20 protein-coding genes and 1 pseudogene are annotated in these 21261 nt (G+C 64.9%); 12 read left to right on the top strand and 9 right to left on the bottom strand.

Going from position 1 to position 21261, the window contains the following annotated elements; genetic code table 11:
• The first annotated feature begins 229 nt into the window (after positions 1 to 229).
• Complete coding sequence (locus XANALMUS060_RS12230; RefSeq protein WP_045738659.1) at positions 230 to 1984, top strand: glutamine--tRNA ligase/YqeY domain fusion protein; 1755 nt, start codon at positions 230 to 232, stop codon at positions 1982 to 1984.
• A 135-nt stretch (positions 1985 to 2119) separates the two neighbouring features.
• Positions 2120 to 2491 carry a hypothetical protein gene (locus XANALMUS060_RS12225; RefSeq protein ID WP_045738658.1) on the top strand — a complete coding sequence of 124 codons (372 nt, stop codon included), beginning with the start codon at positions 2120 to 2122 and terminating at the stop codon, positions 2489 to 2491.
• Between the two features lie 335 nt (positions 2492 to 2826).
• Here the strand turns inward: XANALMUS060_RS12225 and XANALMUS060_RS12220 are convergent, their stop codons facing one another.
• The 5 genes from XANALMUS060_RS12220 to glpD form a co-directional block, all read right to left on the bottom strand.
• Entirely contained in the window at positions 2827 to 3684 is an 858-nt protein-coding gene (locus XANALMUS060_RS12220; RefSeq protein WP_045738657.1) for a fumarylacetoacetate hydrolase family protein, read from the bottom strand.
• A gap of 25 nt (positions 3685 to 3709) precedes the next feature.
• Positions 3710 to 4012 (bottom strand): SDR family oxidoreductase, encoded by a 303-nt coding sequence (locus XANALMUS060_RS12215; RefSeq protein ID WP_255352372.1) that lies wholly within the window; start codon positions 4010 to 4012, stop codon positions 3710 to 3712.
• 113 nt (positions 4013 to 4125) lie between these two features.
• Positions 4126 to 5625, bottom strand: a complete 1500-nt coding sequence (gene glpK, locus XANALMUS060_RS12210; RefSeq protein WP_045738656.1) for a glycerol kinase GlpK — start codon at positions 5623 to 5625, stop codon at positions 4126 to 4128.
• 93 nt (positions 5626 to 5718) lie between these two features.
• A complete protein-coding gene (locus XANALMUS060_RS12205; RefSeq protein ID WP_045738655.1) occupies positions 5719 to 6537 on the bottom strand; it encodes an MIP/aquaporin family protein in 819 nt (272 codons plus the stop codon).
• Between the two features lie 164 nt (positions 6538 to 6701).
• Positions 6702 to 8216: a glycerol-3-phosphate dehydrogenase gene (glpD, locus tag XANALMUS060_RS12200; protein WP_045738689.1), complete on the bottom strand. Its 1515-nt coding sequence runs from the start codon at positions 8214 to 8216 to the stop codon at positions 6702 to 6704.
• 287 nt (positions 8217 to 8503) lie between these two features.
• Here glpD and XANALMUS060_RS12195 point away from each other — a divergent pair, with 287 nt between their 5' ends.
• The 3 genes from XANALMUS060_RS12195 to XANALMUS060_RS12185 all read left to right on the top strand — a co-directional run bounded on the left by XANALMUS060_RS12195 (position 8504) and on the right by XANALMUS060_RS12185 (position 10962).
• Entirely contained in the window at positions 8504 to 8977 is a 474-nt protein-coding gene (locus XANALMUS060_RS12195; protein WP_045738654.1) for a DUF1456 family protein, read from the top strand.
• A 156-nt stretch (positions 8978 to 9133) separates the two neighbouring features.
• On the top strand, positions 9134 to 9952 hold the full coding sequence (locus XANALMUS060_RS12190) for an HDOD domain-containing protein (protein ID WP_045738653.1): 819 nt from the start codon (positions 9134 to 9136) through the stop codon (positions 9950 to 9952).
• 179 nt (positions 9953 to 10131) lie between these two features.
• Positions 10132 to 10962 (top strand): lysophospholipid acyltransferase family protein, encoded by an 831-nt coding sequence (locus XANALMUS060_RS12185; RefSeq protein WP_045738652.1) that lies wholly within the window; start codon positions 10132 to 10134, stop codon positions 10960 to 10962.
• Between the two features lie 45 nt (positions 10963 to 11007).
• Here XANALMUS060_RS12185 and XANALMUS060_RS12180 read toward each other — a convergent pair whose 3' ends face one another.
• Positions 11008 to 11673 (bottom strand): hypothetical protein, encoded by a 666-nt coding sequence (locus tag XANALMUS060_RS12180; RefSeq protein WP_045738651.1) that lies wholly within the window; start codon positions 11671 to 11673, stop codon positions 11008 to 11010.
• Positions 11674 to 12113: 440 nt separating this feature from the next.
• On the opposite strand from XANALMUS060_RS12180, the gene XANALMUS060_RS12170 reads away from it, so the two are divergent.
• The 7 genes from XANALMUS060_RS12170 (at position 12114) to XANALMUS060_RS12140 (ending at position 18522) form a co-directional block, all read left to right on the top strand.
• Complete coding sequence (locus XANALMUS060_RS12170) at positions 12114 to 13550, top strand: Do family serine endopeptidase (RefSeq protein ID WP_045738649.1); 1437 nt, start codon at positions 12114 to 12116, stop codon at positions 13548 to 13550.
• Positions 13551 to 13718: 168 nt separating this feature from the next.
• Positions 13719 to 14090, top strand: a complete 372-nt coding sequence (locus XANALMUS060_RS12165; protein ID WP_045726830.1) for a hypothetical protein — start codon at positions 13719 to 13721, stop codon at positions 14088 to 14090.
• A 5-nt stretch (positions 14091 to 14095) separates the two neighbouring features.
• The gene (locus XANALMUS060_RS12160; protein ID WP_045738648.1) at positions 14096 to 14587 is read left to right on the top strand and encodes a hypothetical protein; all 492 of its coding nucleotides are present in this window, start codon (positions 14096 to 14098) and stop codon (positions 14585 to 14587) included.
• On the top strand, positions 14584 to 15027 hold the full coding sequence (locus XANALMUS060_RS12155) for a hypothetical protein (RefSeq protein ID WP_045738647.1): 444 nt from the start codon (positions 14584 to 14586) through the stop codon (positions 15025 to 15027). Before XANALMUS060_RS12160 ends, XANALMUS060_RS12155 begins: the two co-directional genes overlap by 4 nt.
• Before the next feature lie 135 nt (positions 15028 to 15162).
• Positions 15163 to 16275, top strand: coding sequence for an AI-2E family transporter (locus XANALMUS060_RS12150; RefSeq protein ID WP_045738646.1), 1113 nt, complete (start codon positions 15163 to 15165; stop codon positions 16273 to 16275).
• 89 nt (positions 16276 to 16364) lie between these two features.
• Complete coding sequence (locus XANALMUS060_RS12145; protein WP_045738645.1) at positions 16365 to 17090, top strand: HAD-IA family hydrolase; 726 nt, start codon at positions 16365 to 16367, stop codon at positions 17088 to 17090.
• Positions 17091 to 17151: 61 nt separating this feature from the next.
• On the top strand, positions 17152 to 18522 hold the full coding sequence (locus tag XANALMUS060_RS12140; protein ID WP_045738644.1) for a M17 family metallopeptidase: 1371 nt from the start codon (positions 17152 to 17154) through the stop codon (positions 18520 to 18522).
• A 130-nt stretch (positions 18523 to 18652) separates the two neighbouring features.
• On the opposite strand, the gene XANALMUS060_RS12135 is transcribed toward XANALMUS060_RS12140, so the two are convergent.
• From XANALMUS060_RS12135 to XANALMUS060_RS19885, 3 genes and pseudogenes are all read right to left on the bottom strand, one after another.
• On the bottom strand, positions 18653 to 20014 hold the full coding sequence (locus XANALMUS060_RS12135) for a VOC family protein (RefSeq protein WP_045738643.1): 1362 nt from the start codon (positions 20012 to 20014) through the stop codon (positions 18653 to 18655).
• A gap of 132 nt (positions 20015 to 20146) precedes the next feature.
• A complete protein-coding gene (locus tag XANALMUS060_RS19890) occupies positions 20147 to 20614 on the bottom strand; it encodes a hypothetical protein (RefSeq protein ID WP_343122977.1) in 468 nt (155 codons plus the stop codon).
• A gap of 387 nt (positions 20615 to 21001) precedes the next feature.
• Positions 21002 to 21260, bottom strand: a pseudogene (locus tag XANALMUS060_RS19885) (IS3 family transposase); the annotation flags it as partial.
• Between the last annotated feature and the right edge of the window lies 1 nt (position 21261).

Raw genomic sequence — 21261 nt, 5'->3', positions numbered from 1 at the left:
CAGGGGCAACCTGGAGCAACGGCAGACGGATCGGTAGCGGGCGCAGGCGCAGGCATACCGACCCGCAGGAGAGCATGCCGCCAGCGGCAGAAGAACAAGACGGCATGCGGGCATCTTTCAGATGGGCTGATCCGCAGCCTACGCGCACAGACAGCCCCGCGCTAGCCTAGGCCAACTCAAGCGGCGCTTTACTTATAAACTTGCGCTTTACTGATTCGCTGAAGCGCGCATGTCCGAGACCACCACCACCGACGCCACCGCCCCGGTCGAGAAGAAAGACTTCATCCGCCAGATCGTCCGCGAGGACCTGGCCAGCGGCAAACACGCCTCCATCCGCACCCGCTTCCCGCCCGAACCCAATGGCTACCTGCACATCGGCCACGCCAAGGCGATCTGCCTGGATTTCGGCATCGCCGCCGAGTTCGCCGGGCGCTGTAACCTGCGCCTGGACGACACCAATCCGGCCAAGGAAGATCCCGAATTCGTCGCCGCGATCCAGGACGACGTGCGCTGGCTGGGCTTCACGTGGGCCGAACTGCGCCATGCCTCGGACTACTTCGAGGTGTACTACCTGGCCGCAGAGAAGTTGATTGGGGACGGCCACGCGTTCGTGTGCGATCTATCTGCCGAGCAAGTGCGCGAGTATCGCGGCACGCTCACCGAGCCGGGCCGTCATTCGCCCTACCGCGAGCGCAGCATCGAGGAGAACCTGGACCTGTTCCGGCGCATGCGCGCTGGCGAATTTCCGGATGGCACCTGCACCCTGCGCGCCAAGATCGACATGGCCAGCGGCAACATCAATCTGCGCGACCCGGCGCTATATCGAATCAAACACGTCGAACACCAGAACACCGGCAACGCCTGGCCGATCTACCCGATGTACGACTTCGCCCATGCCCTGGGCGATGCGATCGAAGGCATCACCCACTCGCTGTGCACGCTGGAGTTCGAGGACCACCGGCCGCTGTACGACTGGTGCGTGGACAAGGTCGATCTGGCCGGGCACCCGGACCTGCTGCAACCACTGCTGGCCAAGGGACTGCCGCGCGAGGCGAGCAAACCACGGCAGATCGAGTTCTCGCGCCTGAACATCAACTACACGGTGATGAGCAAGCGCAAACTCACCCAACTCGTCACTGAAGGTCTGGTCGATGGCTGGGACGATCCGCGCATGTACACGCTGCAGGGTTTACGTCGACGCGGCTATACACCCGCCGCACTGCGCCTGCTGGTGGAGCGTGTCGGCATCAGCAAGCAGAACTCGGTGATCGACTTCGCGGTGCTGGAAGGCTGCCTGCGCGAAGACCTTGACGCCCATGCCCCACGGCGCATGGCGGTGATCGACCCGCTCAAACTGGTACTGAGCAACTTGCCGGACAACCACCGCGAAACCCTGACGTTCTCCAACCACCCCAAGGACGATAGCTTCGGTACGCGCGAGGTGCCGTTCTCGCGCGAAGTGTGGATCGAGCGCGAGGATTTCGCCGAGGTTCCGCCTAAAGGCTGGAAGCGGCTGGTGCCCGGCGGCGAAGTGCGTCTGCGCGGTGCGGGGATCGCCCGCGTCGACGAAGTGATCAAGAACGCCGCTGGCGAAATCGTCGAACTGCGCGGCTGGCTCGATCCGGACTCGCGCCCCGGGATGGAAGGCGCCAATCGCAAGGTCAAGGGCACCCTGCACTGGGTCAGCGCCGCGCATGCGGTGGAGGCCGAAATCCGTCTGTACGACCGCCTGTTCTCGGTGGAAAAGCCCGACGACGAATCCGACGGCAAGAGCTACCGCGACCACCTCAACCCGCACTCCAAGCGCAGCGTGCGCGGCTACGTCGAACCCGCCGCAGCACATGCCGCACCGGAGCAAGCGTTCCAGTTCGAGCGCAGCGGCTACTTCGTCGCCGACCGCCACGATCACCGCGCCGAAATGCCGGTGTTCAACCGCAGCGTGACGCTGCGCGACACCTGGAACAGCGGCCAGGACGGTACCTGAAACCACACGCGCGGTTCGCCGCGCCCCTGATCGTCGAATGCCACTGCGGCATTCGACGATTCCTCGCCCGTGAAGCCAAGCTGGGTTAAGCCAGACGCTCTAGACTGCGAATCACACTCCTACAGGAATCGTCCCATGAACGTGATCCTGCGCAGTGCCTGTAGCGGTCTTGCCCTGATGGCGCTGCTGGCCGGCTGCAAACCCGCCAACGACGCCTCCACCACAGCGTCCTCGACAACCCCCAGCACTACGGCCACCGGCAAGTGCGACAAGGTTCCCGACCATCCCTACGACCTGCCCGCAGGGCGCCTCGATGAAGTCTCACAACAACTGGCCCACGCCACCGGCTGCATGATCGTCTACCGCGATACCACACTGGCGCCGGTGTCGGTCAATGCCGTGAAGGGGCAGATCAGCATCCGCCAAGCGATGCACCAGGCAGTGGACGGCACTGCGCTCAGGATCGAGCAGGAACAAGCGGACACGATTCAGGTCGGACGCCACTGACCCTCGCGACGTTGCCATGCGGGCACCGTCAGGCGATTGAATCGTCCATCAGGCTTCCCAGACATCTTCCGTGATGCGCAGGCAGATTCACCACCGTGCCAACACCATCCACAACGGCGCAACGTTTGTGCATCGCCTGACGCGCCTAACATCGCACTGATCTGTGCCGCCGCCGCGCACATCGCCTGCATCGCCACCTGCGTATCCATCTGCTGCGCACGGCATTGGATGAACGCAACGGTGAGCGTATAGCGTGCGCTACCGTCGCGGCGTGACCGAGCAGCGCGTCGGGACTGGTCGGCTCCTGGATTCAGGCGATGTCGCATCAAGCCGCGTCAGCGGGCGTCGCGCGGATGGGCGACCACGCGCTGGCGCTGCTGGCCCAGACCTTCGATCCCCAGTTCCATGACGTCGCCCGGCTTCAGGTAGACCGGCGGCTTCTGACCCGACCCCACACCCGGCGGCGTGCCGGTGCTGATCACATCGCCAGGCATCAACGTCATGTAGCGGCTGATGTGACTGACCAGCTCGGCCACACCGAACACCATCGTGCGGGTGCTGCCGTTTTGGTAACGGTGGCCGTTGACCTCCAACCACATCGACAGGTTCTGCGGGTTGGGGATCTCATCGCGGGTGACCAGCCATGGGCCGATCGGGCCGAAGGTGTCGGCACTCTTGCCCTTGACCCACTGGCCGCCGTGTTCGAGCTGGAACTCGCGCTCGGACAGGTCGTTGATCACCGCATAGCCAGCGACGTGATCCAGCGCCTGCTCCACGCTGACATCCCGTGCCACATCGCCGATCACCACACCCAATTCCACTTCCCAATCGCTCTTCACCGAGCCGCGCGGGATGATCACCGTGTCGTTGGGGCCGCACACCGCCGTGGTGGCCTTCATGAACAGGATCGGCATCTTGGGCACTTCCATGCCGGATTCGGCGGCATGGTCGGCATAGTTCAGGCCGACGCAGATGAACTTGCCGATGCGGCCGACCGCCGCGCCGTAACGCGGTGCGCCGTCGATGATCGGCAACGTCGCGACATCCAGCGCGCGCAGCTTGTCCAGGCCGGCACGGGTGAGGTGCTCGCCAGCGACATCGTCAATCACACCGCGCAAATCGCGGATATGGCCTTCGCCATCGATCAAGCCAGGGATTTCCTGGCCTGGGGAACCAATGCGTACAAGTTTCATGCAGGTGTCCTATGTAGAAAGAACATCAGTTGGACCAACCACCATCGATGATGTGGGTCTGGCCAGTGGTGAACGACGATTCGTCAGAAGCCAGGTAGACCACCAACTGCGCAATCTCGCCCGGGTCACCCAGAAGGCCCATCGGCTGACGGTCGGTAAAGCGCTTCCACACCGCCTGTTCATCGCCGCCCAATGCCTTGACGCGCTCGCCCAGCGATGGGGTCTTGATAGTACCTGGACAAATCGCATTGCAACGTACGCCCTTGGCAACGTAGTCGGCACCGGCGGCGCTCATCAGGCAGCGCTTACCATGTAGCCGGCCGCTCATGCGCAGCTCCCTGGGATGAACGATGACATGGCCATGGTGCAGTACTCCTGCTGGTGCGGGACACAATCGGATCGGAAAGACGATCAACACGCGCGCCGCACAGCAGACAGTCATCAGCGAATGCGGAAACCCATCGTCGCCTCCACCGCCTGTTGCCAGCCCGCGTACAACGCCTCGCGACGCTCGGCCGGCATCGTCGGTTCGAAGCGGCGGTCCACCGCCCAATGCTGTGCGATCTCGCTGCGATCCTTCCAGAATCCCGTCGCCAAGCCCGCCAGGTAAGCAGCGCCCAGCGCGGTGGTCTCGGCCACCTCCGGGCGCAACACCGGCACATCGAGGATGTCGCTCTGGAATTGGGCCATGAAATCGTTGGCGATCGCACCGCCATCGGCGCGCAGCTCCTTCAACTTGATACCGGCATCGCTCTGCATCGCCGTCAACACGTCGCGGGTCTGGTAGGCCATCGATTCGATCGCGGCACGAATGAAGTGTTCTTTTGTGGTACCACGGGTCAGGCCGAACACCGCGCCACGGATGTCGCTGCGCCAGTATGGCGCCCCTAGGCCAACGAAGGCCGGTACGAAGTACACGCCATCGTTGTCACCAACGCGCTCGGCATAGGCCTGCGAATCGCTGGCTTTGCCGAACATGCGCAGCCCATCGCGTAACCATTGCACCACCGAACCGGCGACGAAAATCGCCCCCTCCAACGCGTACTCCACCTTGCCGTCCACGCCCCAGGCGATGGTGGTGAGCAGGCCATTGTTCGACGCCACGGCCTTTTCACCCGTGTGCATCAGCATGAAACAGCCGGTGCCGTAGGTGTTTTTCGCCATGCCCGGCTCGAAACAGGCCTGGCCGAACAATGCCGCCTGTTGATCGCCGGCGATCCCCGCAATCGGCACGGCGTGGCCGTAAAAATACTGGCCCTGCGTACTGCCGTAGATTTCGCTGGACGAGCACACCTGCGGCAACATCGATGCCGGGATGTCGAGCATACGCAGCAGGTCTTCATCCCAGCGCAGCGCATGAATGTCGTACAGCAGGGTGCGCGAGGCATTGGTGTAATCGGTCACGTGCGCCTTGCCCCCGGTGAGGTTCCAGATCAACCAACTGTCGATGGTGCCGAACGCCAGTTCGCCGCGCTGCGCGCGTGCGCGTGCGCCTTCGACATGGTCGAGGATCCACTTGATCTTGGTGCCGGAAAAATACGCATCGATCAGCAACCCGGTCTTGGCCCGCACCATGTCCTCATGACCATCGGCCTTGAGTTGATCGCAGATGTCCTTGGTCTGCCGCGACTGCCAGACGATGGCGTTGTAGATCGGCTGGCCAGTGGCACGGTCCCACACCACCGCGGTCTCACGCTGGTTGGTGATGCCGATACCGGCGATCGCACTGGCGTCCACCTGATGGTTGTTCAACAACTCGGTGATCGTGGTGTAGACGCTGGTCATGATCTCGCGCGGGTTGTGTTCGACCCAGCCCGGCTGCGGAAAAATCTGCGTGAACTCACGCTGGGCCATGGCGACGCTGCGGCCATGGCGGTCGAACAGGATCACGCGCGAACTGGTGGTACCTTGATCGATGGCCAGGATGAATTGCTTCTCCATCGGTGACTCCTGCAAGACATGCGGCGCGCGGCATGGCGGCGCCGACGGGGAACGGATCGCGCATGTGGCGCGTGGCGAAAAATAGCATCGGCCCTAGTGACGGCGCGCGGCGACATCCTCTTCCTGCGCTCTCAGCCGCGCCGGCAGGAACGGGTAGATCAACACCTGGTACGCGGCACCGCCGATCACACCACCGATCAACGGGCCGACAATCGGGATCCACCAGTAATGGCCGGCGGCAGGAAACGCCGAGGCATCCCAGCCGGCGAAATAGGCGAACAGGCGTGGTCCGAGGTCACGCGCCGGGTTGATTGCCCACGCCTCCAGATAGCCCATCGAGGCACCGATGGTCGCCACCAGCAGGCCGATGATCAATGCGCCGGAATTGGCGCTTGGCGCAGCGTCGTTGTAGCGCTCGGTGATGGCAAAGATGCCGAATATCAGCAACGCGGTCAGGATGATCTGATCGCACAGCGCATGCAGCGGCGTGATCGCCAAGCCCGGCGCGGTGAAGAACACGCCGGCCGCGCCACCATCGGCACGGGTCAGATGCTGCACCTGGTTGTAGTGGTCGATCACTGGCGCGAACAACAAATACACGATGCCGGCGCCAAGGAACGCACCGAGTACCTGCGCCGCACAGTAAGGCACGACCTTGCGCCATGGAAAACCACGAAACAGCGCCAATGCCAGCGTCACCGCCGGGTTGGCGTGGGTACCGGATACCGAGCCGGTAACGTAGATCGCGATGGTCACCGCCAAGCCCCAGGCGATGCAGACACCCCAATAGGCGTGCTGATATGGACTGGGGTCGTACAGCACGTACATACACGCCACCGAGCAGCCGAACGCGATGATGATCAGCATCGCGATCGCTTCGGAGATCAGTTCGCCCACCCATTGCCGGCTCATGCGCGCGACTCCCGAATGGCCAATGTACTGCCTGTCGATGTACTCATATTTTCCACCCTCCACGGTGACGTTCAGATGTCTGCGCTGCGGTGGGAACCGCACTTACTCGCCATTGCTGTGCGCCTCCCACCGCACACCCTCCCGCAATGGCGACGACACCGGCGTCATGAGTGCGCTGACGCCAGCCTGGTCTGGCCCTGTTGCAAATAAGCACTCAGACGCTGGCGGCCACTCGCATCGATGCGCAGGCCAAGCTTGCTGCGTCGCCATAGCAGGTCGTCGGCTTCGACCACCCATTCGTATTCGCGCACATAATCCACTTCCGCCTGGTACAGATCGGCACCGAAATGCTCGCCCAACTGCTGCTGCGAAGTCGTCGCGCCGAGCAACACGCTGGCACGGGTGCCGTAATTGCGCGCCAGCCGCTGCGCAGTGGCCTCGGCCAGCCATGGCCGGGCCGTGCGCAACTCCCGCGCCAACGCATCGATATCGGCGCGCTCGCCGCCCGGTAACGGTGCGCCGTGCGCGGTCCACGCTGGCGCCTTGTGTCCGGCGTGTGCGGTCAGCCGGTCCACCGCTTCTTCGGCCAGCTTGCGGTAGGTGGTGAGCTTGCCACCGAACACGTTAAGCAAGGCGGCACCATCACGCGTATCCAGTTCCAGCAGGTAATCGCGGGTGACCTCTGCGGCGTTGTCCTGGGCATCGTCGAGCAGCGGGCGCACGCCGCTGTAGCTCCACACCACATCATCCGGGGCAATCTGCTTGCGAAAATATCGGTTGGCCGCCGCGCAAAGGTAATGCGTCTCCTCGGCATCGATGCGCGGCGCAGCCGGATCGGCGCGGTAATCCACATCGGTGGTGCCGATCAAGGTGTAGTCCTGCTCATAGGGAATGGCGAACACGATGCGTCGGTCGGGCTGCTGGAAGATGTAAGCATGGTCGTGGTCGAACAACCGCGGGACCACGAGATGGCTGCCCTTCACCAAGCGCAAGGCATGGTCGTGCCCGATCTGCACCACCTCATCCAGAAACTGCACCGCCCACGGCCCGGCGGCATTGACCAGGGCACGCGCCTGCACCTGCTCACCGCGACCGTCCGCGAACTGCAGCCCGACGTGCCATGCACCGTCCACGCGCCGCGCACTGACGCAGCGGGTACGGGTGAGGATACGTGCGCCGCGTTGCGCCGCATCCATCGCATTGAGCACCACCAGCCGCGCATCCTGCACCCAGGCATCGGAATAGACGAACCCCGTGCGGAACTCCTCTCGCAACGGCGCGCCCATCGGATGCGTGCGTAGCGCCACACGCCGCGAACCGGGCAAGGTACGGCGACCTCGACCAAGATGGTCGTACAGGAACAGGCCCGCACGCAGCATCCACGCCGGACGCAAATGCGGCTGATGCGGCAGCAGAAAGCGCAGCGGCCAGATAATGTGCGGCGCCAGCCGGAGTAACACCTCGCGTTCTGCAAGCGCTTTGCCGACCAGGGCGAATTCGTACTGCTCCAGATAGCGCAGTCCACCGTGGATCAGCTTGGTGCTGGCGCTGGAGGTATGTGCGGCCAGATCGTCGCGCTCGCACAGGCACACCGACAGCCCCCGACCCACCGCATCGCGAGCGATGCCAACGCCATTGATGCCACCACCGATCACCACGACATCGTAAGTCTCACGCATTGCCGACTCCGAAGAGGTCGCGTCCCGGATCAAGCGCGCCACCTGAAGCAGGACCAAAGACGAAAAGATCGCAATCGCAAACCCGTGCCTGCGAACATATCACGCCACACCGCAACGCGACCTCTATGGCATCGCGCACGCCACTTGAATGGGAGGCAACCTGGAGCGCGTCACTACAGCGGTGCACACCTCGACGCATCCCAGGTAGCGTCACACTCACTTCAAGCTGCATCGCACGCTCTAGACTACGCACCCCACCCAAGACAACGGCACTCCCCCAATCGGCCATGCTCAACAACGACATCCTGCGCTCCATCCGTTACATGCTCGATCTGAGCGACCAGAAGATCGTGGACATCGTGCAACTCGCCAACCCGGCGTTTCCCATCGAAAAAGCACAGATTCCCGCTTGGCTGAAGAAAGAAGACGAAGCAGGCTTCGTCGAATGCCAAGATGCGGTCCTGGCGCATTTCCTTGACGGACTGGTATTCCATTACCGTGGCCGCGACGAGCGCCTGCCACCGCGCCCGGTGGAATCGCGCATCACCAACAACGTGGTGCTGAAGAAGCTGCGGGTGACGTTTCAACTCAAGGACCTGGACATGCACCAGATCTTCGACGCCGCTGGCATGCCGGTATCCAAGCCGGAGCTATCGGCGCTGTTCCGGCAGCCGGAGCACAAGAATTTCCGCCTGTGCGGGGATCAGCTACTGCGCAACTTCCTGAAGGGTCTCACCCTGCGCCTGCGCCCAGCCGGCTGAGCGCGGCCAGGCATGCACAGCACCGGCCAGAGCGGTTCCAGCGGCGATGCACGCCCCGCCCACAGCGATTCGGTCTAGGATGCGCCAGTTCCGCCACCAGGCGGGCGCGGCCGCCCAGCGCGCAGTGCCTGCTTCCCGTTCCGTCTTGAGGCTTACATGAAACTAGAGGCGCTGTTCGACCAGTTGCACACCCTGCCGACCATTCCCCAGGTGGCGCAGGACCTGATCCTGCAATTCGATTCCCCCGGCACCAGCCTGGATGCGGTTGCGCGCAACATCGAGCGGGATCCGGTGATCGCAGCCAAGGTACTGCGTCTGGCCAATTCGGCCCGTTTTCGCGGCGCACGCGATTCGACCACGGTGGAAGACGCCGCGCTGCGCCTGGGTTTCAACACCCTGCGCACGCTGGTGCTGGCCTCCTCGATGACCGGCGCATTCCAGGCCCCCGCGCATTTCGACCTGCGCGGGTTCTGGCTGCATAGCTTCGAGGTCGCCGGGGTCTGTCGGTTGCTGGCACGGCAGAAGGGCCTGGACCCGGAAACCGCCTTCACCTGCGGGATGATGCACAACATCGGCGAACTGCTGATCCAGACCGGCGCGCCGAGCTATGCCGCACAACTGCACCCGGGCAGCTCATCCAGCGGCCGTGCAGCCGACGAAACCGTCCAACTGGGCTTCGGCTATCCCGAAGTGGGCGCGGAACTAGCGCGGCGCTGGCAGTTGCCGCAGGTGATCCAGACCGCCATCGCCTACCAGGCACACCCGTTGCAGGCACCAGAAGGCGAACCGATGCCGCGCGTGGTCGCACAAGCCGCGCTGGTCGCCGATGCCCTGAGGCGCTACGGCGGCGCGACCGACGAAGCACGCCAAGCGGTCACTGGGCCACTGTTGGAAGAGGTGGACCTGGACGCACTGTTCGCCGCCCTGCCCGAGGTGATCGAGGCCGACCGCGCCTTTACCGAAATGCTGCGCTGAGCACGGCCAAGACAACGTCCCGACTCGCTGTCGGGCATGCGCGCACGTCAGCAACCCAGCAACGCGCGGACGCCGCGCGCACCTGAGCTGGCACACCGCCATCGAAGCAAGCACGTCGGTGTCGGCTACCATCGCAGCGGTCGTGCGCGACCGACCGCCTCCTTGAGTTCCGCTTGCCCATGCCCACCGACGCTCCGCTTCGCTCTACCGCCGCCCCCCTCCTCGGGCGCGTGCGCATCGCTTTCAAACTCGCCGCCTGCGTGCTGGCCAGCCTGCTGCTGATGCCGCCGCAATGGTTACTGATGCATTTCATCCGTGGACGTGGTGCGTTCGTGCTGCCACGGCTTTGGTTCACCTGCCTGCGCCAAGCGCTGCGTCTTCGCATCGAGGTCGTCGGCCAAGCACGCGCCGATGGCGGCACTTTGTTTGTCGGCAACCACCTCTCCCACTTCGACATCGTCGTGCTGGGCAGCCTGCTGCACGCACGCTTCATCGCCAAGAACGACATGGAACGCTGGCCCGGCATGCGCCACATTTGCGCAATGGCGCAGACCGTGTTCATCAGCCGTCGTCGGCAGGATGCGGCCGCCGTCACCGCCTCCGTCGCCGCGCAACTGCGTCCGGACCATGACCTGGTGCTATTCGCCGAGGGCACCACCTCCTCCGGCGAGTGCGTGGCGCCGTTCAAATCCAGTCTGTTCTCGCTATTCCTGGACGCGGACGCGAACACACCGCGCTGGACCTTGCAACCGTTCACGCTGGAACTGCGCAGCGTGGACGGCCAACCACTGACACAGGGCGGCAATCGCGATGCGTATGCGTTCTACGGCACGATGCAGGCCGGCGCACACGTAGCGCAGTTCCTGCGCCTGTCCGGTGCAGTGGTACGAGTGACCTTCCACACGCCGATCGCGCTGGCGCCAGGCAGCGACCGCAAGGCGTTGGCCGCGCATCTGCACGGTATCGTGTCGTCGGCGCTCACCGCACCGAGTCACCCGGTCACGCCATAACCTCCCTCTCTCCCGTGCACGGGAGAGAGGATGCAACACGACGGCTTACTTCTTTGCCCGGCTGGCGGCGACCTTCTTGCCCGCGCTCTTGCGTACAGCGGTCTTCTTCGCCGTGGCGCTCTTCTTGGCGACCTTGGCGACAGTCTTCTTGACCGCCTTCGCCACCTTCTTGACCGCCTTTTTGGCGACGACTTTCTTCGCGGCCACTTTCTTCACTGCTTTCTTGACCGCGACCTTCTTCGCGGCAACCTTCTTGACCGCCTTCTTCGGCGCGGCCTTTTTAGCGGTCACCTTCTTCGCCGGAGCCTTTTTGGCAACGGCCTTCTTTGCCGCCGCCTTCTTTGCGGGAGCCTTTTTGACCGCCGCCTTCTTGGTGGTCTTCTTGACCGCCTTCTTCAGCGCGGCGGCTTCGGATTGGGCGCTGGCCTTGGCCGCTTCCAGCTTCTTGCGCGCATTGGCAACGGTCTTCTTGACCGCCTTGCCGGCCTTCTCGGCACGCTTGGCGACGGCCTTCTCGGCCTGCTTCACCGCCTTACGGGTCTTGGCGACTTGGTCCTGCACACGCTTTTGCACGTTCTCAGCGGTGTGCTTGACGCTGGCGACGGCCTCGCTGGGAGTCGCCGCGATGGTCTCACCCACGTTGGTGGCGGTTTCTTTCATGTTCTCGGCGACTTGCGTCAGCGTCGCCGTTACTCCATTGCCATTGCTCATAAAACCCTCCTCAGGTTGTCGGTGTTTGATACCACACGGGCGATGCTATACCGATTGCAGCAAAGCGGGGAGCCAACGCGGGCGACATGTCGCGGATGGTCGACAAACGCGCGCCATCGCGGCAGGCGACCACCTTGCCCTGCGTCGTACGCAGGCACGCAGACGTCGCCTGCACGACTGAATCCGAGCACTCAACGAGGAGCACCCTGGTCGCCGTGCCATCGCCGCGCATTGCCTCCAGATACAGCGACCAAGATCGCGGCAAGCCAGCGCGGGGCAGACCGGCCCTCCACACAATCGACGGCATGATGACGATCACGGTCCACGCCGACGAGGTGGCGGCTTTTCACTGACAGTTAAACGCCGTGCGTTCATCTTGATTTATGCCATCAGGCGCCCATTTTCCCAATCCGTCTCCCGCGTTCCCCGGAATCCGACTCATGCGCCCGCTGCCCACGCTGCTGACCCTGACCGCCGCCGCTGCCTTCGGCGGTTTCGCTGCCACCGCGATCAACGCGCAATTGGACAATCGCGCCGATGCCGCGCCGACACCGGCGACGCGAACGGTGGCGAACACGGTCGCATTGCCGACATCCGTCGCCGGCACCCCGCTGCCATCGCTGGCGCCGATGCTGCAAACCGTCATGCCCGGCGTGGTCAGCATCAATACCAAGCAGGTGGTGCGGGTGCGCAACCCGTTCTTCAACGACCCATTCTTCCGCCGCCTGTTCCCGGACATTCCGCAGGAACGCATCAACGAGTCGCTGGGCTCGGGCGTCATCATCGATGCCAAGAACGGTTACGTGCTGACCAACCATCACGTGGTGGAAAACGCCGACGATGTGCAAGTGACCCTGGCCGATGGACGCAGCTTCAAAGCCGAATTCATGGGATCGGACGCGGACACCGACATCGCCTTGATCCGGATCAAAGCCGACAATCTCACCGACATCCGCCTGGGCGACAGCGACAAACTGCGCGTGGGTGATTTCGTCGCGGCGATCGGCAACCCATTCGGTTTCACCCAGACCGTGACCTCGGGCATCGTCTCGGCGATGGGACGCAACGGCATCCGCGGCCTGGGTTATCAGAACTTCATCCAGACCGATGCCTCGATCAACCCAGGCAACTCCGGCGGTGCACTGGTGGACCTGCGCGGCGAACTGATCGGGATCAACACCGCCAGCTTCAACCCGCAGGGCAGCATGGCCGGCAACATCGGGCTGGGTTTGGCGATTCCATCGAACCTGGCGCGCGCGGTGGTCGCGCAGTTGCTCAAGAACAACGGCGTGATGATCCGTGGCACGTTCGGCATCGAGACCCAGAACCTGACCGCGCAGATGGCGCAAGGGCTGGGCCTGCCCTCCCCGCGCGGCGCACTGGTGACACGAGTGCTGACGGGCTCGGCCGCCGCTGCGGCTGGACTGCAACCGGGCGACGTGGTGACCGGTGCCAACGGCGAACGTCTGGACAGCGCCGAGGCGCTACATAACTACGAAGGTCTGCAGCCGGTGGGCAGCACGGTGACGCTGGAAGTGCGCCGCGAGGGCAAACCATTGCAGCTCAAAATCGGCCTGAAGGAACAACCGCGCACGGTGAAAGGCGAATCGCTGGACCCGCGCCTGAGCGGCGCCACCTTCACCGATCTGCCCGAATCGCTGCGCCAGTCCGGCGTCTCCGGTGTGCTGATCGGCAACGTGGCGCGCGGCAGTCGCGCGGCGCAAAACGGCCTGGCCAGCGGCGATATCGTCGTCGCAGCCTCGGCTGGCGAGTTTGCCGACCTGGCCAGTTACCGCGCCAACTTCGCGCGCAAGCCAGCGCAACTGGTGCTGCGTGTGGTGCGCGGCGGCGTGCAGGCGGATTTGATGATGCAATGAGCCGGTCGCATTCGGGACAGGCGCGCGGCGCGGCGACTCTCCGCGTGCATAGCCGGTGCCGGTTCGCTGACATTTTTTATACCTTGGCGATGTTATATGTCGCCTATATTTTCAGCAGCGCCCGCCAGTGGCGGTCGGCGTGCTCCGCCCCCCGAAGGAGACATGTAGATGAATTCCAGCCCCACGAGCACCGATAACCTCAAGGACAACCTGAGCGAAGCCGGTGCGCATCTGAAGTCGGCCGCCAGCTACGCAGGCGAAGCGATCAAGGGCGCCGCCGGTGCCGCCAGCGAAGAGTTAAAACTGGGCAAAGCCAACGTCAAGGCCGAACTGTCCGACAGCGCACTGTCGGGACTGGCAGCGGCCGAATTCGGCGGGGCGGCGGCGAAAGAACAGGTGGATGCACTCATGGACAAGGGCCGCGACCTGATCGACAGCGCCGCCGAGCTGATCCGTGAGCGCCCGCTGGCCTCGTTCGGGGTGGCCTTCGCCGCCGGCTGGATCATCGCCAAACTGGCGCGCAGCGGCGGCGACAAGTAAGCCGCGTGGGCGAGGAGCAAGCCCGTGCCGGCACGTCCGACGGCGCTGCGGCGGAACCAGCGGCGGCAACGCCTTCGCTGGGGGAAGCGTTGGGCATGTTCAGCACAGCCAGTCGCGAAGGCTTGCACGCCACACTGCATACCGGCCGTGCCCTGCACCGGCTGGTGGCCGCCGATCTGGCCTTGGCCCGCGTCGCGCTGGTGCGAGCGTTGGTGTGGCTGACCGTTTCGGTGGCGTTCGGCGCCTCGGCCTGGATGCTGTTGATGAGCGCGTTGATCGCATTGCTGCATCGCATGGGCTGGTCGTGGCTGGCATCGATCACGACCACCGCGGGGGTCAGCCTCGTCGTGACCGCCCTCGGTGCCTGGCAGGCGTTGCGCTACATGGAGATGAGCAAACTCGACGCCACCCGACGCCAGCTTGCCAAACTGGGGATCGGCAACGGCGATGAGGACCACAACGACACGTCCATCCCAACCAGCAAGGCATCCGCATGAAGCTGGATCAATTGCAACACCGCGTCGCCCGCGCCGAAGCAGTGCTGGAAGGACGCCGGGAACAGGTGCGCACGCACTGGACCACGTTACGGCAGGGCTGGCACGAAGGCTGGACGCCACTGCGCATCGTCGTGGTCGGGCTGGGAACCGGCTTTCTGGTGGGCCGCGCCGAGCCGGTCGCGGCGCTCGGCAAACTCGGGGGCAAAATCGGCGGCACGCGCTGGCTACAAATGCTCAGCACGCTCTACAAACTGTTCAACGTGGTCACCGCCAAGACAAGCTCAGACGCTGCCGAGCGCACCGCAGACACGACGCAGGCGGCGGCGGACACTGAGCCCGCGGACGCCAGCGGCACGACCCGACACAGCGATGCGCCTGCCGCGCACGGACCGGACGCGCCCAACCCGACCGACACGACAGCGGCGCTGTCCGAGCCCTGAAACACCCCACGACCGCGCGACAACCAAGCGCTCGTCATACCGCGCCAGGCAGGATCGGCCTACACTGCGCTTCCTTTTCGAGGCCGGATGCCGCGGGTCTTACAACGCAGGCCAGGCCACCGTAGCGCAGATGCGATGAGTAACGTTCCCGATTCCGCGACCGACGACCGCGACGCGACGCGCGACGCCCTACCGCCGCCACACAACGCGCGGCCACGTGGCCCGGTGTCGCTGGTGGTGCTGGCGACGCTGGCCGTCGCATACACGCTATGGGCGGCACAACAGGTGATCCTGCCCGTCCTGCTGGCGGCCTTCTTCGCCCTGATCGGCAACCCGATCCTGCGCCTGCTGCGACGGCTCTACCTGCCACGCTTTCTGGCCGCGCTGGTCGTCCTGCTCTCGGGCATGGCGCTGGCGGCGGCGCTGACCCTGCAACTGGCCGGACCAGCCGCCGCCTGGGTGCAACAAGCACCTGCACAGATGCGCCACATCGCCACGCAGGTGCACGACCTGACCAAACCGATGCAGTTGGCCAACCAAGCAGCGGAAAGTTTCGCACGCGCCGCCGGTGGCGAAGGCGGCCCCCGCGTGCAGGTGATCCGCACGCAGATGGACGACCCCTACCGGGCACTGGTGCGGACCCCACGACTGGCCGCCTCGGCCCTGGCAGTGGTGTTGCTGACGTTCTTCTTCATGGTGTTCGGCGAGAACCTGCAACGGCACGCAATCGCCCTACTGCCCAGCCGCCAGCAGCAGAAGTTCACCACCGACATCCTGCGTTCGATCGAACACGAGGTATCGCGCTATGTGCTGACCATCAGCGTCATCAACACCCTGGTCGGGCTGGTGTTCGCGGGCATTCTGATCCTGCTGAACATCACACCGCAGGAAGCGTTGCTGTGGGGCACGGTGATGGCACTGCTGAACTTCGCGCCCTACGTGGGACCGCTGATCGGCGTGGTGCTGATGCTGCTGATGGGCCTCGTCGCGTTTCGCGACCTGCTCAGCGCAATGCTGCCCGCACTGTTTTACCTGGCGCTGCATCTGCTGGAAGGTCAGGTGGTGACACCGATCGTCCTCGGCCGACGCATGGCGATCTCACCGCTGATGCTGATCCTGGCGCTGATGCTGTTCGGCTGGCTGTGGGGAATGATCGGCCTGCTGTTGGCAGTGCCGTTGCTGGTGTGCATCAAGATCGTGCTGGCACGGGTGGATGGCATGCAGCGCTGGGCGCGCCTGCTGGAGTAACGCCTGGGTTGGCGGCTCGGGAAAGATGGATCGCCCCGCTGTCTACCGGCAACACTGGGGCGCTACCGCGCATGACGTAAAATCCACGCGTGACTCATTCCCCGACTTTCCCCGTTCGCGCGATCACGCTGGATCTGGACGACACTCTGTGGCCCTTCGCACCGATCGGAGCGCGCATCGAACAGGTGCTGCACGACTGGTTGCTGCAACATAGTCCGCGCACCGCTGCACGCTTCCCGATCCCGGCCATGCGCCAGTTGCGCGACACGGTGGTCGCCGCACATCCGCATCTGCGCCACGACCTGAGCGCACTACGACGCCTCACCCTGCGTCAGGCACTGCGTGAAAGCGGTGCCGATGAAGCGCTGGCGGAGCCGGCCTACGCCGTCTTCCATGCCGCACGCAACCAGGTGGAATGCTACCCGGACAGCCTGCCCGCACTGCAACGCATCGCCGCATGCGTGCCGGTGGTGGCACTGAGCAACGGTAACGCCGACTTGGCCACAATCGGACTGGAGCGGCATTTCGCCTTCCAACTCAGCGCTGGCGAACATGGCGCGGCCAAGCCGGACCCGAGTATCTTCCACGCCGCCTGCGCGCGTCTGGCATTGCCCTGCGCGCAGGTGCTGCATGTCGGCGACCACATCGAAATCGACGTGGTCGGTGCGATGCAAGCCGGCCTGCGTGGCTGCTGGATCAATCGCCAGGCACAGGTCTGGTCTGCGCCGACACCACCGGATCTGCAATTCAACACGCTCACCGGCCTGGCAGATTGGCTGGAGACCACGCAACCGCTGCACACAGCGCACGCATAAGCAACGCCACACATCTGCAGCAATTCCCCCTTTCCCTCCCACGCGCAAGCAGGATCTCCCCATGTCTTTGCCGACAGGCTTCACCGACGCCTCGCACACACCACTGCCGTTGTATGTGCTGGAACGCGAACATCTGGCCGAATGGCGCTCAGCGCAATCGCCGGCGTGGGTGGCATGGATGGACACGCAGCAGTTCATGGCCGCGCCCGGCACGGTGCTGTTGCTGCCAGGCGCCGATGGCGTCGCGGCGGCGGTCCTGGGCATCGGCGATCGCGGCGATGCCTATGCCTATGCGCACGCGCCGTTCGCATTGCCGACCGGCAGCACCTGGCACCTTGCCAGTGCGCTGGACGCCGAGGCATTGGCCGCGCTGCACCTGGGCTGGGGCCTGGGCAGCTACCGCTATGACCGCTACAAGCAACCTGCACGCTTGCCGGCGTCGCTGATCGCCACACCGCAAGCGGAGGTACTGGATTTACTCCAAGCCTGCGTGCGCGTGCGCGACTGGATCAACACGCCGACCGAACACATGGGACCGGAACAGTTGGAAGCAATCGCCCACGCGATCGCGCAAGCCCACGGCGCGCAGTTCGAGAGCATCGTCGGCGACGCACTGCTGGAGCAGAATTTCCCGACGATCCACGCGGTCGGTCGCGCCTCCCACCGCGCGCCACGGCTGTTGGTGCTGCGCTGGGGCGAGGACACGCACCCGCACGTCGCGCTGATCGGCAAAGGCGTATGTTTCGATACCGGCGGCCTGGATCTGAAACCAGCCGACGGCATGCGCCACATGAAGAAGGACATGGGCGGCGCGGCGCATGCGCTGGCGCTGGCCGGGTTGGTGATGGCACAACGTCTGCCAGTGCGACTGACGGTGCTGCTGCCAGCGGTGGAAAACGCGGTCGGCCCGAACGCATTCCGCCCTGGCGACGTCATCGCCACCCGCCAGGGCACGACCGTGGAGATCGACAACACCGATGCCGAGGGCCGACTGGTGCTGTGCGATGCGCTCGCCTACGCCAGCGAGCAGAACCCGGACGCGATTGTGGATTTCGCCACGTTGACCGGCGCGGCGCGCATCGCCCTGGGACCGGACCTGCCGGCGCTGTTCTGCAACGACGACGCGCTGGCGCAAGCCTGGATCGAGGCCGGCGAGCGCCATCGCGATCCGGTCTGGCGCATGCCGCTGTGGCGTCCCTACCTGCGCTACCTGAGCAGCTCGGTGGCCGACCTGGCCAACGCTGGCTCGCGCATGGCCGGCGCAGTGACCGCGGCGCTGTATCTGGAACGCTTCGTACCGGCGCGGCAGCCCTGGGCGCATCTGGACGTGTACGCCTGGAACGACGGCGAGCGCCCAGGCCGTCCGGCCGGTGGCGAGGCGCTAGCGTTGCGCTCGGCCTACGCCATGCTCAAGGCGCGCTACACGCGATAGGCCGTCGCCGCGCGGTGCACGCATAGCCAGAGCACGCCGCTGCAGGAAAACCAGGGGGCTTACGCTCGGCGCACGAGACCGCGCGCCGACATGACGCGCCTTGCGCACGAGGCAATCGCCGACGTTTCTCTCAGCGATTCAATGCCTGTAGCGAATCGCACTCGATCCCGGCGTAAATGGCGAACGCGTCATGCACCTTCGCTCCCAGCGCCTGCTCGAATGCGGCGCGGTTAGCGTGCGCCGTATAGCCGCGCTGTTCGCCGCCACCGAGGTTGGACTGGAAGATGCCTGCGGCGCTGACCGGCAGGAAGTCCTCGTAGACGATCGGGTCGGCGCTGACCAGGCCCTCGGCGATCAACGCCTCGGCCGGCCTGCCGGCCAGCGCCTGCGCCCCGGCAGCACGACCGGCGTCGGTGAGTGCATAGCGGAAATAGCCCAAACCCTCGCGGCGCAGCGTGGCTTCATCGTCGGGGAAATCGGCGAAGACGGCCTGCAGACGCGCCATGTAGTCGCCACCGGCGCTGCCGTCGGCGCCGCGCGCACGCTCCAGCAGCGCGTCGTACAGCGCGCGGCCTTTCGGCGTCAGCGCCAGGCCGCGTTGTTCGATCTCGCCGAAACGCGCGGTGTGGGTGCCGGCCTCGGCACTACCCGCAACGCAGGGAAAACGCACGGTTTCCTCCAGTGCCTTGAAGCTGGTCTGACGTAGCAGGATCGGGCAACGCCGACGCGGCGGCCCCTCGATCACCGCCTTGGCCTCGATGCCACGCCGCAGCATCTGCGCCTGCGCCGCGTCGATATCCAACGTGCGCGGAGTCAAATGGTTGATGTGCGGACCATGGAAGCTGACCACGTCGGCAATCAGTTTGTGCGCATCGCTCAGCGCGCGGTAGGTCGGCAAGGACACGGTCGCGTCACTGTGCCAGCGGAAGGTCTCCAGCGCCTCGACGACGAAGCGTTGCGCGTCCACCTCGCCCAAGCCACCATCGCGCTCGCAGCGCGCAATCAGTTGCAGCGCGCCATCACTGAAGATGCGTCGCCGCGCGAGAATCTGCGCCGCCTGCGCACGCAATGCAGGGTCTTCGATCAACTCCAGTCGCAACAACGAGGTGAACACGCGGAATGGATTGCGCGCCAACGCTGCCGCATCCAAAGGACGGAACGCGGTGGAATGCACCGGCACACCCGCCACCGAGAGATCGTAGTAATCGACCGGTGCCATCCCCATCACCGCGAACAGACGCCGCAGCATGGCCAACTCCTCCGCCGTGCCGACACGAATCGCGCCATGCCGCTCCTGATCCAGCCGCGCGCGTTCATCGTTGCGCCGCAGTTGCGCCTCAAGTGCAGGATCGGCGGCCAGCGTCTGCGCATTGACCTGCGCCACCAGCTCCATCAACGTGCCGTACAACGGCACCTCGGCGCGATACATGTCGGACATGGCCCGCGCGAACAAGCTGCGGATGACGTCGGGCGAAACGAAGGCAGTGGTCATCGGGCGCTCCGGAGCGACGGCAACACCGGCGGCGGGACCGGCTGGAGGGACATTCTCGCGCCGTCACGACGCCACGACCAGTCGTGCGCTGCGTGCGATCAAATCCGGGAATCGGATGCTGCGCCTGCGCCGTCATTCCGGTTGTACCACGGTGCGCTCGCGCTGGGCGCGGTCGCCGAGTTGGCGGCGCAAAAGTGCGTCCAGCACGATCGGCCGGTCCCAATGATCGTCACTGGCGACGATGGCATGGCGTAGCGCGCGGTAGGCCAGCGACCCCGGCGGCGCCTGCAATGCCCTGGTCACCCGCACCCAACCGACCTGCATGCCGGCGACACTGCGGGCGCGCACCACCTCCCGGTAGGGGCGTCCGGTCGCTTTGGCCAGGAACGCGGCAACGTAGATATCGCGGGCGGGCCAATGGCATTGGCGCAACAACGCCTCGGCGTAGCCGCGCGGCATCTGCGCATAGCGCGCAACCTCGTCGAGAAAACTATCCGGATAGCGCGCGGCATAACGATCGATATCCAGCAACTGGCGATCGACCCAGGCATCGCCGCTGGCGGGCATCTCGGCCGGCACTGCAGCGTCGGATGCAGACACCGACACAGATGCGGGCTGCGCTGCGGCAATGCCGACAACACACAGCAGTATGAGCAGCAGCGAACCAGTAGCATGCAAACGAAACGGCATGCGCCAATTGTGCGGCATAACGTAGCCGCTGTCAGCGCGACAGCACACGCATGCGCAGGCGGCGCGCCGCGCTGCAGGTTCGCCGCGTGCCGGTCGATATCGCCCAGCGCCTGCGGCCACTCCACGGCGATGAGCATCTCCCACAAACTTGTGCCGATTGCACGCAAGCGTATTGAGCGCAACAACCGGTTGGGCCGTCATCGCTGGGACATGGAGCGAACGCCTGCCTGGTTTGCAGGTATGCGCAAACCGCGTATCCGCTTTGAACTGATCGGCCCAGGGTTGCGTAGACACTGATGCCCCTCGTTGCGCATGGCGCCGCTCGAACGCTACAGGCGATAGGTCGCCAGTTGAACCATGGCGACGTTCTGGGTTGTACAACATCTCGATATAGTCGAACGCGTCGGCGCGCGCGACACCTTTGGCGGGATAGATCCGCCGCCTGATCCGCTCGCGTTTGAGCAGAGCGAAGAAGCTCTCCACGGGTGCGTTGTACCCCAAGGGCAGGCTTGGGGCGCTCGTGGCAGTTGCCGCGCCGACTTATGCTGCATACCAAG

The sequence above is a fragment of the Xanthomonas sp. MUS 060 genome (assembly GCF_000963215.1).
In the GTDB taxonomy this organism is placed as follows: Bacteria; Pseudomonadota; Gammaproteobacteria; order Xanthomonadales; family Xanthomonadaceae; genus Xanthomonas_A.
The sequence above is the reverse complement of the archived record's forward strand: the minus strand, read 5'-3'. Positions and strand labels throughout refer to the sequence as shown.

What these genes read in the sequence shown, in the direction of transcription:
- XANALMUS060_RS12195 (WP_045738654.1), top strand. Translation starts at nt 8,504, where the DNA reads ATGCTCAACAACGACATCCTGCGCTCCATCCGTTACATGCTCGATCTG.
- XANALMUS060_RS12225 (WP_045738658.1), top strand. Translation starts at nt 2,120, where the DNA reads ATGAACGTGATCCTGCGCAGTGCCTGTAGCGGTCTTGCCCTGATGGCG.
- XANALMUS060_RS12215 (WP_255352372.1), bottom strand. Translation starts at nt 4,012, where the DNA reads ATGAGCGGCCGGCTACATGGTAAGCGCTGCCTGATGAGCGCCGCCGGT.
- XANALMUS060_RS12180 (WP_045738651.1), bottom strand. Translation starts at nt 11,673, where the DNA reads ATGAGCAATGGCAATGGAGTAACGGCGACGCTGACGCAAGTCGCCGAG.
- glpK (WP_045738656.1), bottom strand. Translation starts at nt 5,625, where the DNA reads ATGGAGAAGCAATTCATCCTGGCCATCGATCAAGGTACCACCAGTTCG.
- XANALMUS060_RS12155 (WP_045738647.1), top strand. Translation starts at nt 14,584, where the DNA reads ATGAAGCTGGATCAATTGCAACACCGCGTCGCCCGCGCCGAAGCAGTG.
- XANALMUS060_RS12165 (WP_045726830.1), top strand. Translation starts at nt 13,719, where the DNA reads ATGAATTCCAGCCCCACGAGCACCGATAACCTCAAGGACAACCTGAGC.
- XANALMUS060_RS12190 (WP_045738653.1), top strand. Translation starts at nt 9,134, where the DNA reads ATGAAACTAGAGGCGCTGTTCGACCAGTTGCACACCCTGCCGACCATT.
- XANALMUS060_RS12205 (WP_045738655.1), bottom strand. Translation starts at nt 6,537, where the DNA reads ATGAGCCGGCAATGGGTGGGCGAACTGATCTCCGAAGCGATCGCGATG.
- XANALMUS060_RS12185 (WP_045738652.1), top strand. Translation starts at nt 10,132, where the DNA reads ATGCCCACCGACGCTCCGCTTCGCTCTACCGCCGCCCCCCTCCTCGGG.
- XANALMUS060_RS12140 (WP_045738644.1), top strand. Translation starts at nt 17,152, where the DNA reads ATGTCTTTGCCGACAGGCTTCACCGACGCCTCGCACACACCACTGCCG.
- XANALMUS060_RS12150 (WP_045738646.1), top strand. Translation starts at nt 15,163, where the DNA reads ATGAGTAACGTTCCCGATTCCGCGACCGACGACCGCGACGCGACGCGC.
- XANALMUS060_RS12230 (WP_045738659.1), top strand. Translation starts at nt 230, where the DNA reads ATGTCCGAGACCACCACCACCGACGCCACCGCCCCGGTCGAGAAGAAA.
- XANALMUS060_RS12220 (WP_045738657.1), bottom strand. Translation starts at nt 3,684, where the DNA reads ATGAAACTTGTACGCATTGGTTCCCCAGGCCAGGAAATCCCTGGCTTG.
- XANALMUS060_RS12135 (WP_045738643.1), bottom strand. Translation starts at nt 20,014, where the DNA reads ATGACCACTGCCTTCGTTTCGCCCGACGTCATCCGCAGCTTGTTCGCG.
- XANALMUS060_RS12170 (WP_045738649.1), top strand. Translation starts at nt 12,114, where the DNA reads ATGCGCCCGCTGCCCACGCTGCTGACCCTGACCGCCGCCGCTGCCTTC.
- glpD (WP_045738689.1), bottom strand. Translation starts at nt 8,216, where the DNA reads ATGCGTGAGACTTACGATGTCGTGGTGATCGGTGGTGGCATCAATGGC.